Origin of the sequence: Ruegeria discodermiae, from assembly GCF_030758345.1 — a bacterium.
GTDB lineage: Bacteria > Pseudomonadota > Alphaproteobacteria > Rhodobacterales > Rhodobacteraceae > Ruegeria_C.
In genome coordinates, this window is sequence record NZ_JAVAMO010000009.1 from 32,322 (window position 1) to 47,035 (window position 14,714).

Sequence of the window (14,714 nt, forward strand, 5' to 3'; positions counted from 1 at the left end):
GTTTGCACAAGGCGTGATCAAGAATGTCCTATGTCGAAAGCCTGCGTGTCTTTGTCAGAGTGGTTGAGTTGGGCAGCATCACCTCTGGCGGGCGTGACCTCAGGCTTACGCCTGCAGTGGCAAGCAAGCGGATCAAAGAGCTGGAAAAACGCCTTGGTGTACGGCTGTTTAACCGAACCACGCGGTCGATCATGCCCACCGAGGTTGGGACGGTTTTCTATGACGAGGCAAAGAGCGTGCTGCTGGCGCTGGAGACGGCAGAGGCGAAGGTCGCCAATTTCTCTGGCAAGCCCAAAGGCGCCATCCGCGTCACGGCCCCGTTGGGTGTGGGCCGCAGGATCGTCGCGCCGCTGGTGCCGGATTTCGTCGATGCCTATCCGGAAACCGAGGTGAGGATGCGGCTGTCGGATCGCAAGATCGACATGCTGGCGGACGGTCTGGATGTGGCGTTTTTTGTCGGGCAGCCGCAGGATTCGAACATGAAGCTGCGCAAGATTGCGGATTGCGAGCGGGTTCTCTGCGCGTCTCCAAGCTATCTTTCGGAATTCGGCACGCCCGAGACGCCAGAGGATCTGCTGGATCTCAATCACAACTGCCTGCTGCTGCGATACCCGCGTTCGCCGGAGTATTTCTGGACGCTGATCGCGCCGACCGGCCCGATCAAGCTTGAGGTGCGTGGCAGGTTTGATGCCGATGACGGCGATGTGCTGACCGATTGGGCCGTTGCCGGGCGCGGCATCGTCAACAAGCCACGCTTCGATGTCGCCGAGCACCTGTCGAGCGGACGGCTGGTCGAGGTCCTGCCGGAGACTCCTCCGCAGCCAACGATTTTCGGCTGCATCTATCCGCATAAGAAGCTGCAAGACCCAAAGGTGCGCCTCTTTGTGGACCACATCGTTGCCAGAAGTCAGGTGATGCTGTCATAGCCATGCCACCTCTCCAGCGACGTGAGGGCTGTTGTCAGGGCGTACTTGTCTCATAAGACTCTCGCCTTTTTGAGAGTGCGGATCGCAGCGACAAACCGGGGGATCAATCCTCTAAACTGCTTGTTGTAGCGGGGTGGGCTTTATGGTCGCGGCTGGCAGCCAGACTTCGAACCGGGCACCGCCATCCGGTTGGTTATGGGCCGTGATCAACCCTCCGGCCCGCTGAATCAGGGTTTGTGAAATCGACAGGCCCAGGCCGGTACCCTCGGCCTGTTTGGTGGTGTAGAAGGGGGCAAAGACGTCATCGACATCCTCTGGCGCGATGCCCGGCCCGGTATCCGATACCGTGATGCGCACTCCGGCAACCCCGTCGCGTTCAGCACCTGCGGATGTCAGGGTCAACACGCCGCGCTCTTCCATCGCCTGAACCGCATTCATGATCAGGTTGATCAGCACCTGCTGCAATTCGCCGGGATCGATGCGGACCGCCACCTCGGCGTGCAGATGGGTCTCGACCCGGATATCGCCATGTGAAATGACGTGATTGACCAGCACCAAGCAGTCGGTGATTACCGGGCTAACCGGCACTGTCTGATCAAGATCGGCAAACTCGCCGGGGCGGGCGAATTGCAGCAGCTTGCCCACGATGGTCTGAATCCGCGCGATTTGCCGGTCGACGAGGCCAAGCTCAGTCCGGATCGTTTCGCTGCTATCACCCAGGCTCTCGCGGATGACGTCCATGTTGCCCTGAATGACCGCGACGGGGTTGTTGATCTCATGGGCGACACCGGCGGTGATTTCCCCGATCGAGGCCAGCTTTTCGCTCATCACCAGCTGGCGAAACGTCTCTTCGAGCTTTTCGTTGGCGCGTTGCAACTCTGCGGTGCGCTTGTCGACACGCTCGTTCAACTGCTCGTTCCAGGATCTCAATCGCTGGTCGCGTTCCTGAATCTGGTCGAGCAGATCGTCAAGGTGACCGGCCACTTCCTCGATCTCGCCACTGGCGCCGACCTGTCCGTTGCGCGCCGACATATTGCCGCGCTGCACCTGAACCATGGTGCGGATCATGCGTTCGAGCGGGGCAAAGATGCCCTTGGCAAGCCGCAGGAATACCGGTGCAGACAACAGCAGCACCGCCACGAAGGCTGCGAGGATGGCAAGGAAGGCGTTGCGCTTTGCGGTGGTGAAGGGCTGTTCCAGAACGCCGACATACAGCATGCCGACATAATCTCCGAAACTGTCTCTGAGCGGCAGGTAGCCCGAGATATACCAGTCATTGACCACAAATGCGCGGTCGAGCCATGTCTGCCCCTCGCCCAGCACTTGCCCCCGGACAGCAGCCGACACGCGGGTGCCAAGGGCGCGCACATCCTCAAAAAGGCGCACATTGGTCGACACGCGGACATCTTCCAGAAACAGGGTCGCCGTGCCCTGCCGCGAGCCGCCCGCCACCGCGTCCTGATAGACCAGCGCGTTGATCGTATCGATAAAGCCGAGGTTGCGGTTCAGCAGGATGCCCCCCACCAGCACGCCATCGCGTCCGGGCAGGCGGACCGGGGTGGCGGAGTGAATGATCATGCCGCGATCCTCGACCTCGCGGTCGGTGGGCACGGCGGCCTCTGTCTCGATCAGGGGCAGGCGGGCGCGGCTGGCGAGGTCGGGCGAAATCGCGCTGAGGGCTGCGCCAGAGAAGATATCGATCTCGGTCCGCCCCTGTCCCTGTGCGGCGCTTTCGATCACGGGCCAGGTGCCGGTGGCCTCGCCGCGCGGCAGGTAGTAGAGAAAGTCCAATTCCAGTTGCGCGCGCTTTTCTTCAAAGAACGCCTCGAAGCCCGGTCGCGGGGTTCGTGCAAACTCCACCGAACCGGCGACGGCTTGCAGTTCCTCTTCGGTCTGAACCATCAGGCGTGACAGGTATTGCTCGGCAATCCTCAGATCGCTTTCGACATTGGCGATCAGCACCTCGTCATAATCCGCGGTCCACCGCGTCATGCCCAGAAACAGCAGAAGCGGCATCAGCAGCACCATGGGCGCAAGGGCCAGGATCAGCAGACGGAAACGGACAGAGGTCATGCGCTCACGCTATCAAAGCGGAATGTTTTGCGCAAAAGCTGTAAAGTGTGCGGAAACCGCCAAGGACAATTTGACCCGGGAAATGGCCTACTGAAGCGACATCCGAGACAGGCTGGCATAGCCCGCATCCGTGACGACAACAGGGCTGGCATCCCCTCAGAAAAACCGTAAAACCTCAGCAGAACGGGAACGCGGAGGATGCACCATCGCCGATCTTTGGGAGGGGCTTCGACACGCCTTTTGGCTGGTCGTCACACTGAATCCGGAGCTTACAGAGATCGCGCTGCGGTCACTGCGCGTCACCCTGACAGCGTTGGCGATCGCCTGTGTCATAGCCCTGCCGCTGGCCGCGCTGCTTGCGGTGCGCCGTTTTCGCATGCGCCGTGCCACCATCGCGATGCTGAACGCGCTCATGGGCCTGCCCCCGGTGGTTGTCGGGTTGATCGTCTATATCTTCCTGTCCCGCTCGGGTCCGTTTGGGGCGTTGGGTCTGCTGTTCACGCCCACCGCCATGATCGTGGCGCAGGTGATCATCATCGTGCCGCTGATCGCTTCTATCGCGCATCAGTCGCTGCGCGAGCTCTGGGCCGAATATCACGACCTGCTGATCTCGATGAATGTCACGCAGGTGCAGAAGATGCGGACGCTGATCTGGGATGCAAGGCGCGCCCTGCTGACGGCGGCGCTGGCTGGCTTTGGGCGCGGGATCGGAGAGGTCGGTGCCATCATGATCGTGGGTGGCAATATCGACCACGCCACGCGCGTGCTGACAACTGCCATTGCGCTTGAGACCGGCAAGGGACAGTTCGCGCTGGCGCTGGCGCTGGGGTTCGTCCTGATTGCGCTGGCCCTTGGGGTGAATCTGTTGATCCACTGGATCGGTCAGACAGAGAGGGACAGTCGATGGTAGTCGAGCTGTTTCCACTGGTCCTTGAGGGGGCCGAGACCTCGCGCCGGGGCAAGCGGCTGGTCGGGCCTGTGAACCTGACGCTGGACGGGCAGGGCCTGTGCGTGGTGATGGGACCGAACGGTGCGGGCAAAACGACGCTGTTGCGGTTGATGCATGGCACCGCGCGGCTGACAGGTGGTAAGGTGCGATGGGCTTGTGACACGGAAGAGGCGCGCCATCATCAGGCCTTTGTTTTTCAGCGTCCCATTGTCCTGCGCCGCACAGTTGAAGACAACCTGATCTACCCGTTGCGCCTGCGCGGCGTGGCGCGCGGCGTGGCGCGAGAGGCCGCGCGGAAATGGGCCAAGCGCGTCGGGTTGGAGCCGCATCTGACGCGCCGCGCCATGGTTCTGTCGGGCGGCGAACAGCAAAAGCTGGCGCTTGCGCGCGCCTTGATCACTGACCCCGCGCTGGTCTTTCTTGATGAGCCCACCGCCTCGCTCGATGGTCGCGCGACGCGCGAGATCGAGGCGATCCTGCTGCAGGCCAAGGCCGAGGGAACCCGCCTGATCCTGTCCACCCACGATATGGGACAGGCCCGCCGGATCGCCGATCAGGTGGTGTTCATTCTTGGTGGCAAAGTACATGAAACCGGACCGGCCGAGGCGTTTTTTGACGGACCGCAAACGCCCGAGGCGCGGGCTTTTTTGAAAGGAGATATCGTGGAATGACAAAGGGGCTCATTGCCGGGGTTCTGGCGCTTCTCATCGCACATACGGCGCATGCGGCGGACCAGCTGCGCATGGCGGTCACAACCTCGTTTCACAATTCCGGGTTGGCCGAGGTGTTGCTGCCCGAGATTGCCAGCGATCTGGACATTGAGGTACAGCTTTTGGTGGTCGGCACAGGCCAGGCGCTGCGGCTGGGCCGGGCGGGCGATGTGGATGCAATCCTGGTGCATTCCCGCGCCGCCGAAGAGGCGTTTGTGGCCGAGGGTTATGGCACGCATCGGCGCGAGATCATGTATAACGACTTCGTCTTTGTTGGCCCGTCAGGCGATCCTGCGGGTATTGCGGAGGCCGAGACTGCCGCGGATGCCCTGTGCGATATTGCGGCGTCCGAGGCTGCTTTTGTCAGCCGCGGCGATGATAGCGGAACCCACAAGAAAGAGCTTGCTCTTTGGCAGGATGCCGGGTTGGACGCTGAGAGTTTCGGCCCGTGGTATCGCGCAGTGGGCGCAGGGATGGGGGCCGCTCTGAACACGGCTTCGGGCCTTGACGCCTATATCCTGTCCGACCGGGCAAGCTGGCTGAACTTTGGCAACAAGGGCGATCTGGCGCTGCTCTTTGCGGGCGATCCGGTGCTGTTCAACCAATATGCCTACCTGCCCGTCGATCCCGCCCGGCACCCGCATGTCAAAGCCGATCTGACGGCCAAGCTGGAAGGCTGGCTGAGCTCCGAGCGTGCGCAGGTCCTGATCAATGGCTACATGATCGACGGCGAAACCCTGTTTGTATTCAACGCAGAGTAGAGGCTGGCAGCGCCTATTCGTCCATGTCGCCGTGGATTGCGAACTGGTCCAGCCCGGCATCCTGCGGCTGGATCGTGCGATAGGCCTCGCGCACGCCAGCCTCGGCCAATTCGCGCGCCACGGTTAGCAGCGTGTTGGAGTCGTGATCCTCGCATAGCTCGACCATCTGCGCCAGTTCTTCGGCCGCGACAAGGCGGGCATCCTCGACCGACGGCGCGCCATAATAGGTCACGAAATGCTGCGCCAGCAGATCGATGAGCCGCTCCAACTCGGCAGGTTCCAGCGCGGTGACAGCAACAAAGGTCACCCGACCCCCGGTTTCCAGCCCAAGCCAGCCATTGGCAAAAGCCTGCCGCGACTTGCCGGTCAGGTCAGCCTCGGACCAGTTCGAAAACTCGAACCCGCCCGAGATGCACCACTCGCCGGTGCGCGCCGGTGAGGCAAAGACATTCATGTCGCTTTCGTCGAAATGGATCGCACGGGCAAGCTTCATGCAGGGTCCTCCAACACTGTGGTGAGCGGGATCAGATGGGTTGTGTCCGCGTCGCGCAGCAGCATGCCAAACAGCTCATCCACGCCCAGAAAGGTCCCGGTCAGAGATTGGTTTTGCACGTCTTCGCCGATGCCATGGGCCAGACCGCGCCATTCGGAATGCACCGGCGCGGTGCCTTCGCCCTCCCACCGGTTTAGCCAGTTCAGCGTGTGCCGTGCCCAGGCCTCCAGCAGGGCCGGGGGGGCGACATCGGCGCAGCCTTCGGCAAAGAGCGCGGTGTCATCGGGCGTTTGACCGGTCTCTTCGCTCGGCGGGATCAGCGGCAGGGTGAAGCCGATGACCAGCCAATCCGGGACGGCCTCGGGATCACTGCCCGATGCCATCGCCCGAAACCCGCCGCAGCGTGCGCCGTTCACGCGGATGCCGCCCCACCAGTCCAGATGCACGGCCACTTCGGGCGGTGCCAGCGCGCCGAGCGCGTTCTGAAAGCCCACACCGCAGAGCGGCAGCATGGTCATCGCCTGGCTGAGTGGCACTTCGGGGGCGAAGACCAGCGCGGCCTCCATCTCTGCCGCGCCCAGATGATGCGCGACCAGACCGGCGTCACAGCCAAGTGTTGCACGCATGATCGCGTGGTCGAAGGCGCTGCCGGGCGCTTCTTCACCCCACATCAGCGGAGGGAAAGTGAGCTCTGCCACGTCGCTCATCGGGTTCCTTGTCCTCGCTATCGTTGACGGAATGTGCCGGTGGGCCCTAGTTTGGCCCAATGCGTATCCTGGTTCTGATCTTGGCCCTGTTGCCGGGTTTGGCAATGGCCGATGACAAGCGTGTGGCCTTTTATGCTCCGCCCGCTCTGGTCGAGAGCGGGTTGATCCGCCACATCGCACCACGCTTTTCGCTGAAGACCCAGATCAAAGTCGACCTTGTGGATGATCCGGCGCAAGCCGAGCTGTTGCTGGGTCCGGAGGGGCGGGCGCTGTTTTCGGGGCTTGGGCAGGTCTGGCATATGGACCTGCGCAGAGAGACCATGGGCGCGCAGCGTTTTGCCGACTGGCTGACCTCGCAGGTGGGTGCGCGCACCATTCAGGGTTTTGCGCCCGAGGGCACGCCGATCTTCACCGAACCCAAGGTGCAGAAGGCGGCGGTGGCCAGGGTCGAGATGACCGGCGATGCCGTGGCAGGGCAGGACCTGTCCTGGACCAAATGCGGGCGCTGCCATGTGACTGAGCGGGGCAAGGACAGTTTCGGCATCGGCTCCACCCCCAGTTTCTTTGTCATGCGCGGGTTCGACGACTGGCAGGCGCGGTTCACCGGGTTTTACGTGCTCAAACCCCATGCCGCCTTCACCCAGATCGCCGAGGTGACCGATCCCTTCCCGGTCGATCGCCCGTCGCCGATCGCGCCCATCGAACTGACGCTGGACGAGTTGGAGGCGATCTTGGCCTATGTCGCCATTCTGGACCCCGCCGATCTGGGCAAACCTCTGCAGCATCAGTGATCGCGCCGCTTTGACAGATAGTCGTCGGTGGTGCGCACGCGGGGCCGTTCGCCCCCGGCGAACGGGTTGTCGGTTGCGTGGAATTGCGCGTTCACCCGGCAATTGTCGCACATCTGGATCATGCGCAGCTTGTCGCCCGAGAACATCGCGTGATCCTTCAGCTTTTCGCTGATCCGGTCAATGGCGGATTTGGATCCGAACAGCGCGCCGCACTCGATACAGGCAAAGGGCTCCTCTTCATTCAGTACCTCCTGACGCAAGGCTGCATTGGTCAGGTCGAGGCGCGGTTCATAAGTGATCGCATCCTCGGGGCAGATATTGGCGCAGAGACCGCATTGCAGGCAGGCATCCTCCTGAAAGCGCAGTTGCGGCTTGTCGGAGTTGTCTCCTAGCGCGCCCGAGGGGCAGAGCGAGACGCAGGACAGGCAGAGCGTGCAGGCATCTTTATCCACCAGCACCGCGCCATAGGGTGCATCCTCGGGCAGTGGAATCTGGTCGGTGTCGGGATGCAGGGCGCGCGCCGCCTGTCGGGTAATCTGCCGTCGCGTGCCCATGGGGCGAACCGGGCTGGCAACCGGCGCGGGGGCGGCTTCCGCGTAAAGCGCGTCGCTCATCGCATCGGGGTCGGGTGTGTCGAGCAGGGTCGCCTTGCCTGCGCCTGCGATGGCGGTGGTCAGCGCGATCTGGCTTTGCAGCGCGGGGATATCGGCGGTGGGACCGGGCAGCAACGTGACCGCTGCGAACCCGGCGGCGAAGGCGGCCACCGCCTCGGCATGACCAAATGCACCGATGGCGGTCAATTCCAGCGGGATGACGTCAGCGGGCAAGCCACGCCCATGGCGGGCTGACAGGCGCACCATTTCGCCACCATGGGCGTCATGCACCAGCAGGCGCGGCGCGGTGCCGCCCGCATCAAGATACGCCTTGGCCATGGTCTGAACCCGCCGCATGGTCAGGTCCACCGGCGGGGCGTCATAGGTGATCGCGCCGGACGGGCAGGCAGCAGAACAGGCCCCGCAGCCCGCGCAGATCATCGGATCGATCGCCACATGTTCTCCGGCAGGGGTAATGGCCCCGGTCGGGCACAGGTCGAGGCAGGTGGTGCACCCGGTCTGCTCGGCGCGGGAATGGGCACAGAGCAGGGGCGTCGTCTTGACATACATGGTCTTTTCGAACGTGCCGGTCAGGTGCGAGGCTGCCATGATGGCAGCGGCCACACCGGCGGCATGGCCGGGATCGGCGCGCAGGTAGCCATCGCGCTTTTCAGGGGCAGGAAACAGGGGCGTGCCACCGCGCAAGTCCAGAATGACATCGCATTGTGACACCGCTCCGTCGCGTGGATCGCTGAGCGTGAACGCCCCGCGCCCGCCGGGGTTCACCTGTTGCAGCGCGTCGATCACCACCTCAAAGCCGCCAAAGGCCCCGGTTGCGCGGCGCAACCTGCCCCTCACCACATCGAAGGCGCGGGTGTCGGGTGGCTCACCGTCTTCGATCAGCACTGTGACCCCCAGATGGTCGTTCAACTGCTCGGCAGCCTCCAGCGCCACCTCGGCAGGGCCAAGGATCAGGCACAGCCCCTCGCTGACCACATCCAGGGTCTTTTCCGGCTCGGCGGGCAGCATCGCATTGGCGATGAGGGCGGACATTTTGGGCAGTTTCGGGGCGTCATCCGCGCTCCACCCGGCGCGGTCGCGCAGGTCCAGACTGGGTGGGGCGGGGCGGCCCAGACCCTCAGCCAACTCCTCAAAAACCCGCGCTTCTTGAGTACAACAAAAAACGACATCCCCCTCTTCGAGCGCGGCTTGCGCCCGGTCCAACTGGCTGGTGCAGAGGGCGGAACAGGGGCGGGCAACATCAAGGCCGGTGGCTTTGGACAGGCCTTGGGTGTCGATGGTCTGACTTCCCAAACAATCGCACGTTATCAATGATTTGGGCACGGTTTCCTCCCCCATATCAGGCGGCTTTTTAGACCCCTGTCCGACCGTTTCTTGACCAAAGCCTAGTCAGGATCGTAGCGCTTCACAAACCCTTTTCGGGTTCAGCCCCGCACTGTGGAGCGCGCCAAATTGACCAGGTGATTCGCGATTTGGGGCCGGTCCTTAATCCTGAGATAAACACTCATGTTGGACATTTCGTCCCTTGGCGTCGGCCATCTTCGGACAGGCTGGCCAAATTGCCAGAACCAGACCCAAGGCGGGGCAATCGCGCAGAAGAGCCTTCTCGGGCACCGGATTTGGCAGTTTGATAGCGATAGAGGAGGAACCCGGGTGATCCGAAACCCAAACCAGCACCAGACCATGCCGCTGGGTGTCGTATTGCGACGCCTTCCGGGCGTGACACGCTGGGCCTCTTACAGCTGGAAAGCCGTTGCCGTTTTGCCCGGAGCCGGACCTGCCGACTGGCAGGAGCTGCGCCGCGAGGGCGACGCGATCGAGTACCACGCCGCGACCCTGTCGCTGGATTTGCACGGGGCAGAGACCGAGGCGTATCTGCACGGTTTATCGGCAGAGGTGCCCGCGATCTATGTGGTGATGCGCGAAGGCGGTGGCGACCACCCGCTCGATGTGGTGCTGGTCACGGCCTCGCCTTATGAGGCGCAGGATTACACCGATAGTGGCGAAGAGATCGTCGAGAAAGTTGCGATGCCCGAAGGGCTGATGGCGTGGGTGCAGGCCTTTGTCACCGAATTCCATCAGGATGAGGTGTTCGTCAAACGCAAGCGCGACAAGAAGCGCACCGACCTGACACAGGACGGCATTGGTGATCCACGGATCGCGGGGACAGGGGATATCTATGCCTCGCCCGCGCGACAGCGGAGGCGGGTGCATTGAGCGGTGAGCGCAATTTCTGGTCCCGGCGCCGCGCCGGGGTAGAAGCCGAGGCTCAGGCGGTCGAGGCCCGCGCGGCCGAAGCGGAGGCCGCCAAGCTTGAGGCGCGCCCGGATGACGAGATTCTGGCCGAGCTGAGCCTGCCCGAGCCCGAGGCTCTGGACAGCCCCGACGCGGTGCGGGACTTCCTCAAGGCCGAACTGCCCCAGCGCTTGAAAACCCGCGCCTTGCGGCGGCTTTGGCGGTTGAACCCGGCGCTCGCCAATCTCGACGGGTTGGTGGATTACGGCGAGGATTACACCGACGCAGCCACGGTCGTCGAAAACCTGCAGACCGCCTATCAGGTGGGCAAGGGCATGTTGACGGCCTTTGTCGAAGAACCCGACGAAGATGAGGTCGAGCAGGACGCAGTCGAAGACCCCCCGGACGAAGAGATCGCAGAAGAAGAACCCGCGCCGCTGGTTGCGCAGGCCGATCCGCACCCGCTGCCAGACCCCGACCCTGAACCCATTGCGATGCCGCAGCGCCGGATGCGGTTCAGTTTTGACACCGCCTAAGGATGGAAGACCCAAAGATGGATGCCGCCCAGGATATTCAGATTGCAGACATGGATCGCGCCCGCGCCGATCTGTACAATTTCCTCGGCGCGTTGCTGGCCGGACCGCCCGATGAGATGCTGCTGACGCAAACCGCAGGTCTGACCGGGGACGATAGCGAACTGGGGCAGGCCATCGGCACGCTGGCCAAGCTGGCCCGTGTGACCAAGCCCAAAGCGGCTGAATCGGAGTTCAACAAGCTTTTCATCGGGTTGGGCCGGGGCGAGCTTTTGCCCTTTGCCAGTTATTATCTGACCGGTTTCCTGAACGAGAAACCGCTGGCGCTGCTGCGTCAGGACATGTCCGCGCGTGGGATGCAGCGCGCGGAGACCGTGTTCGAGCCCGAAGACAGCATTGCCAGTCTGATGGAGATGATGGCGGCTATGATCGTGGGCCGTTTCGGAACGCCCGCTGATCTGGCGACGCAAAAACAGTTCTTCAACAAGCATATCGGCCCCTGGGCCGCGCATTTCTTTACCGATCTCGAAGAGGCCAAAACCTCGGTCTTTTATACGCCCGTGGGCACGGTGGGTCGGATTTTCATGGCCGTGGAGGCGGAAGCCTTCCGGATGAGCGGCGCTGAGTGATCTGCGTCAAATGGGTCGGGGCAACCCGGCCATAACATTGAGAGGAGACGTGTCGATGAGCAGGAAAGAAGACGGTGCATCGCGCCGCGACTTTCTGAAGCTGGCAACGACCACGGCACCCGTGGCAGCGGTGGCGGTGGCAACCGGCGCGCAGGCCGAGGCGGCAGAGCCCGACCTGAGCAAGGAGACGATGCAGGATACCGCGCATACGCGCGCGTATTTTGACAGCGCGCGCTTTTAGGGGCGCAAACAGAGGAGGAGGGCCGCGCCCGGGAATCAGCCCGGACGAGGCAGGCCAACAGCGACTGGTTGCGTGACGCCCGACTGCTGAAGGCCAAAAGGGAAAACCAAGCAAGCAACCCGGTTCAACGGGGCGCAAGCAAGGGAGGAAACCATGCTTAGGAAAAAGACCAACGGGGTTGCGCGACGCCCCCAGCGGACAAGTATCCTGTCTGAAGCAGCCAATGCCTCGGTAGATCGGCGCGCGTTTCTGCGCGGCTCGGGGCTGGTGATCGGGGGCCTGTCGGCGATTGCCGCCACAGGCGGGACGGTCACCCAGGCCAGCGCTGCCGCTGGGGCAGCAGGCAAAGTGGATTTGAAGAAATCGGTATGCACGCACTGCTCGGTTGGCTGTACGGTTGTGGCCGAGGTGCAGGACGGGGTCTGGACCGGTCAGGAGCCCGGTTGGGACAGCCCGTTCAACCTGGGCGCCCATTGCGCCAAGGGGGCTTCGGTGCGCGAGCATGCCCATGGCGAGCGCCGCCTGAAATACCCGATGAAGAAAGAGGGTGGCGAGTGGAAACGCATCAGCTGGGAACAGGCGATTAACGAGATCGGCGACGGCATGATGACGATCCGGGACGAAAGCGGCCCGGACAGCGTCTATTGGCTGGGCTCGGCCAAGCATAACAACGAACAGGCCTATCTGTTCCGCAAATTCGCCGCCTATTGGGGCACGAACAACGTGGACCATCAGGCGCGGATCTGCCACTCAACCACCGTTGCGGGTGTTGCGAATACATGGGGCTACGGCGCCATGACCAACAGCTACAATGACATCCATAACTCCAAGGCGATCTTCATCATCGGCGGCAACCCGGCCGAGGCACACCCTGTCTCGCTGCTGCACCTGCTGCGCGCGAAGGAGCAGAACAACGCCCCTGTCATCGTCTGTGACCCGCGCTTTACCCGCACTGCGGCCCATGCGGACGAATATGTGCGCTTCCGTCCCGGCACGGATGTGGCGCTGATCTGGGGCATCCTGTGGCACATCTTCGACAATGGTTGGGAGGACAAAGAGTTCATCCGCACCCGTGTCTGGGGCATGGATCAGATCAAGGACGAGGTTGCCCGCTGGACCCCCGAAGAGGTCGAGCGCGTGACCGGCGCGCCCGGCTCGCAGCTCAAGCGCGTGGCGCGGACCATGGCCAATAACCGCCCCGGCACCGTGATCTGGTGTATGGGTGGCACACAGCACACCAACGGCAACAACAACACCCGTGCCTATTGCGTGCTGCAGCTTGCGCTGGGGAACATGGGCACAAGCGGTGGCGGCACCAATATCTTCCGCGGCCATGACAATGTGCAGGGCGCAACCGACCTTGGCGTTCTCAGCCACACGCTGCCCGGCTATTACGGCCTGTCGGCCGGGGCCTGGGGCCATTGGGCGCGCGTTTGGGGCGAAGACCCCGAATGGCTGGCTGGTCAGTTTGCCAAGACAACCGGCGCGGATGGCAAGGAGAAGTCGCTACAGAATCTCACCGGTATCCCGGTGTCGCGCTGGATCGACGGCATCCTTGAAGACCCCGACAACATGGACAACCCCGACAAGGTGCGGGCCATGGTGCTTTGGGGTCATGCGCCGAACTCGCAGACCCGCATGGTCGAGATGAAGAAGGCGATGGAGCAACTGGACATGCTGGTTGTGATCGACCCTTTCCCGACCGTCTCGGCGGTGCTGCATGACCGGACGGACGGAGTGTACCTGTTGCCGGCCACGACGCAGTTCGAAACCCGTGGCTCGGTCACCGCCTCGAACCGGTCGCTGCAATGGCGTGAACAGGTGATCGAACCGCTGTTTGAGTCCAAGCCTGATCACGAGATCATCGCGCTGCTGTCGCAGAAGTTCGGCTTCCATGACCGTATCTTCCGCAACATCAAGCTGGAAGAGGATGGTCTGACGCCCGAACCCGAGGATACGCTGCGCGAGATCAATCGCGGCATGTGGACGGTGGGCTATACCGGCCAGAGCCCCGAGCGGATCAAGAAGCACATGGCGAACCAGCACACGTTCGACCGGACGACGCTGCAAGCCGTGGGTGGACCTGCGGATGGCGACTATTACGGTCTGCCATGGCCCAGCTGGGGCCCGCCTGAGATGAACCATCCGGGCACGCCAAACCTTTATGACATGTCCAAGCCTGTTGCTGAGGGTGGTTTGACCTTCCGCGCGCGCTTTGGCGTTGAACGGGACGGTGAGAACCTGCTGGCTGAAGGGGTCGCAAGCGCAGGATCGGAGATTCAGGATGGCTATCCGGAATTCACGATGCAGATGCTGATGGATCTCGGCTGGGACGGTGACCTGACCGCCGAGGAACGCGCCGCGATTGATGGGGTGGCGGGGCCGGATACCAACTGGAAAACCGACCTGTCCGGCGGCATCCAGCGGGTGGCGATCGAGCATGGCTGCGCGCCCTTCGGGAACGCCAAGGCCCGCACGGTTGTGTGGACCTTCCCCGATCCGGTGCCGGTGCATCGCGAGCCGCTTTACACCAACCGCAGGGATCTGGTGGCGGATTATCCGACCTACGAAGACCGCAAGTTCTATCGCCTGCCGACGATGTATGCATCGATCCAGAAGCAGGACTTTTCAAAGGACTACCCGATCATCCTCACCTCCGGCCGTCTGGTCGAATACGAGGGCGGCGGGGACGAAACCCGGTCCAACCCATGGCTCGCTGAGCTGCAGCAGGACATGTTTGTCGAGATCAACCCGCGCGACGCCAACAATCTGGGTGTGCGGGACGGCAGTCAGGTCTGGGTCGAAGGGCCCGAAGGAGGCAAGGTCAAGGTGATGGCGATGGTCACCAACAGGGTGGGCGAGGGCGTGGCCTTCATGCCGTTCCACTTTGGCGGTCATTTCCAGGGCGAAGACCAGCGGTCCAAATACCCCGAAGGGGCGGACCCCTATGTGTTGGGCGAAAGCACCAACACCGCCCAGACCTATGGCTATGATTCAGTCACCCAGATGCAAGAGACCAAAGCGACTCTCTGCAAAATCTGGACAGCGTAAG

The 14,714-nt window shown here is 62.8% G+C and carries 14 protein-coding genes; 10 read left to right on the plus strand and 4 right to left on the minus strand.

The window, feature by feature from the left end:
• Positions 1 to 23: 23 nt before the first annotated feature.
• Positions 24 to 926, plus strand: coding sequence for a LysR family transcriptional regulator (locus Q5Y75_RS17805; RefSeq protein WP_306199982.1), 903 nt, complete (start codon positions 24 to 26; stop codon positions 924 to 926).
• A 111-nt stretch (positions 927 to 1,037) separates the two neighbouring features.
• Here Q5Y75_RS17805 and Q5Y75_RS17810 read toward each other — a convergent pair whose 3' ends face one another.
• Positions 1,038 to 2,999: a sensor histidine kinase gene (locus Q5Y75_RS17810; RefSeq protein WP_306199987.1), complete on the minus strand. Its 1,962-nt coding sequence runs from the start codon at positions 2,997 to 2,999 to the stop codon at positions 1,038 to 1,040.
• A gap of 205 nt (positions 3,000 to 3,204) precedes the next feature.
• On the opposite strand from Q5Y75_RS17810, the gene Q5Y75_RS17815 reads away from it, so the two are divergent.
• Genes Q5Y75_RS17815 through Q5Y75_RS17825 form a run of 3 tightly spaced genes read left to right on the plus strand, consistent with a single transcriptional unit; the run spans position 3,205 to position 5,419 of the window.
• Positions 3,205 to 3,909: an ABC transporter permease gene (locus tag Q5Y75_RS17815; RefSeq protein ID WP_306200280.1), complete on the plus strand. Its 705-nt coding sequence runs from the start codon at positions 3,205 to 3,207 to the stop codon at positions 3,907 to 3,909.
• Positions 3,903 to 4,619, plus strand: coding sequence for an ATP-binding cassette domain-containing protein (locus tag Q5Y75_RS17820; protein WP_306199990.1), 717 nt, complete (start codon positions 3,903 to 3,905; stop codon positions 4,617 to 4,619). Before Q5Y75_RS17815 ends, Q5Y75_RS17820 begins: the two co-directional genes overlap by 7 nt.
• On the plus strand, positions 4,616 to 5,419 hold the full coding sequence (locus Q5Y75_RS17825) for an ABC transporter substrate-binding protein (protein ID WP_306199993.1): 804 nt from the start codon (positions 4,616 to 4,618) through the stop codon (positions 5,417 to 5,419). Before Q5Y75_RS17820 ends, Q5Y75_RS17825 begins: the two co-directional genes overlap by 4 nt.
• Positions 5,420 to 5,432: 13 nt before the next feature.
• Here Q5Y75_RS17825 and Q5Y75_RS17830 read toward each other — a convergent pair whose 3' ends face one another.
• A complete protein-coding gene (locus Q5Y75_RS17830; protein WP_306199996.1) occupies positions 5,433 to 5,912 on the minus strand; it encodes a DUF6505 family protein in 480 nt (159 codons plus the stop codon).
• Entirely contained in the window at positions 5,909 to 6,619 is a 711-nt protein-coding gene (locus tag Q5Y75_RS17835; RefSeq protein WP_306199999.1) for a biotin/lipoate--protein ligase family protein, read from the minus strand. Before Q5Y75_RS17835 ends, Q5Y75_RS17830 begins: the two co-directional genes overlap by 4 nt.
• Positions 6,620 to 6,678: 59 nt before the next feature.
• Here Q5Y75_RS17835 and Q5Y75_RS17840 point away from each other — a divergent pair, with 59 nt between their 5' ends.
• Positions 6,679 to 7,410 carry a hypothetical protein gene (locus tag Q5Y75_RS17840; protein ID WP_306200001.1) on the plus strand — a complete coding sequence of 244 codons (732 nt, stop codon included), beginning with the start codon at positions 6,679 to 6,681 and terminating at the stop codon, positions 7,408 to 7,410.
• On the opposite strand, the gene Q5Y75_RS17845 is transcribed toward Q5Y75_RS17840, so the two are convergent.
• Complete coding sequence (locus tag Q5Y75_RS17845) at positions 7,404 to 9,347, minus strand: 4Fe-4S binding protein (protein WP_306200003.1); 1,944 nt, start codon at positions 9,345 to 9,347, stop codon at positions 7,404 to 7,406. The genes Q5Y75_RS17840 and Q5Y75_RS17845 overlap by 7 nt on opposite strands.
• A 360-nt stretch (positions 9,348 to 9,707) precedes the next feature.
• Here Q5Y75_RS17845 and Q5Y75_RS17850 point away from each other — a divergent pair, with 360 nt between their 5' ends.
• From Q5Y75_RS17850 to Q5Y75_RS17870, 5 genes are all read left to right on the plus strand, one after another.
• Positions 9,708 to 10,241, plus strand: coding sequence for a DUF3305 domain-containing protein (locus Q5Y75_RS17850; protein WP_306200282.1), 534 nt, complete (start codon positions 9,708 to 9,710; stop codon positions 10,239 to 10,241).
• Entirely contained in the window at positions 10,238 to 10,795 is a 558-nt protein-coding gene (locus tag Q5Y75_RS17855) for a DUF3306 domain-containing protein (protein ID WP_306200006.1), read from the plus strand. Before Q5Y75_RS17850 ends, Q5Y75_RS17855 begins: the two co-directional genes overlap by 4 nt.
• A 17-nt stretch (positions 10,796 to 10,812) precedes the next feature.
• On the plus strand, positions 10,813 to 11,421 hold the full coding sequence (locus Q5Y75_RS17860) for a TorD/DmsD family molecular chaperone (RefSeq protein WP_306200009.1): 609 nt from the start codon (positions 10,813 to 10,815) through the stop codon (positions 11,419 to 11,421).
• A 55-nt stretch (positions 11,422 to 11,476) separates the two neighbouring features.
• Positions 11,477 to 11,662 (plus strand): twin-arginine translocation pathway signal protein, encoded by a 186-nt coding sequence (locus Q5Y75_RS17865; protein WP_306200011.1) that lies wholly within the window; start codon positions 11,477 to 11,479, stop codon positions 11,660 to 11,662.
• A gap of 153 nt (positions 11,663 to 11,815) precedes the next feature.
• The gene (locus Q5Y75_RS17870; protein ID WP_306200014.1) at positions 11,816 to 14,713 is read left to right on the plus strand and encodes a formate dehydrogenase subunit alpha; all 2,898 of its coding nucleotides are present in this window, start codon (positions 11,816 to 11,818) and stop codon (positions 14,711 to 14,713) included.
• The last annotated feature ends 1 nt before the right edge of the window (position 14,714 follow it).

What these genes read in the sequence shown, in the direction of transcription:
- Q5Y75_RS17805 (WP_306199982.1), top strand. Translation starts at nt 24, where the DNA reads ATGTCCTATGTCGAAAGCCTGCGTGTCTTTGTCAGAGTGGTTGAGTTG.
- Q5Y75_RS17810 (WP_306199987.1), bottom strand. Translation starts at nt 2,999, where the DNA reads ATGACCTCTGTCCGTTTCCGTCTGCTGATCCTGGCCCTTGCGCCCATG.
- Q5Y75_RS17820 (WP_306199990.1), top strand. Translation starts at nt 3,903, where the DNA reads ATGGTAGTCGAGCTGTTTCCACTGGTCCTTGAGGGGGCCGAGACCTCG.
- Q5Y75_RS17825 (WP_306199993.1), top strand. Translation starts at nt 4,616, where the DNA reads ATGACAAAGGGGCTCATTGCCGGGGTTCTGGCGCTTCTCATCGCACAT.
- Q5Y75_RS17830 (WP_306199996.1), bottom strand. Translation starts at nt 5,912, where the DNA reads ATGAAGCTTGCCCGTGCGATCCATTTCGACGAAAGCGACATGAATGTC.
- Q5Y75_RS17835 (WP_306199999.1), bottom strand. Translation starts at nt 6,619, where the DNA reads ATGAGCGACGTGGCAGAGCTCACTTTCCCTCCGCTGATGTGGGGTGAA.
- Q5Y75_RS17840 (WP_306200001.1), top strand. Translation starts at nt 6,679, where the DNA reads ATGCGTATCCTGGTTCTGATCTTGGCCCTGTTGCCGGGTTTGGCAATG.
- Q5Y75_RS17850 (WP_306200282.1), top strand. Translation starts at nt 9,708, where the DNA reads ATGCCGCTGGGTGTCGTATTGCGACGCCTTCCGGGCGTGACACGCTGG.
- Q5Y75_RS17860 (WP_306200009.1), top strand. Translation starts at nt 10,813, where the DNA reads ATGGATGCCGCCCAGGATATTCAGATTGCAGACATGGATCGCGCCCGC.
- Q5Y75_RS17865 (WP_306200011.1), top strand. Translation starts at nt 11,477, where the DNA reads ATGAGCAGGAAAGAAGACGGTGCATCGCGCCGCGACTTTCTGAAGCTG.
- Q5Y75_RS17870 (WP_306200014.1), top strand. Translation starts at nt 11,816, where the DNA reads ATGCTTAGGAAAAAGACCAACGGGGTTGCGCGACGCCCCCAGCGGACA.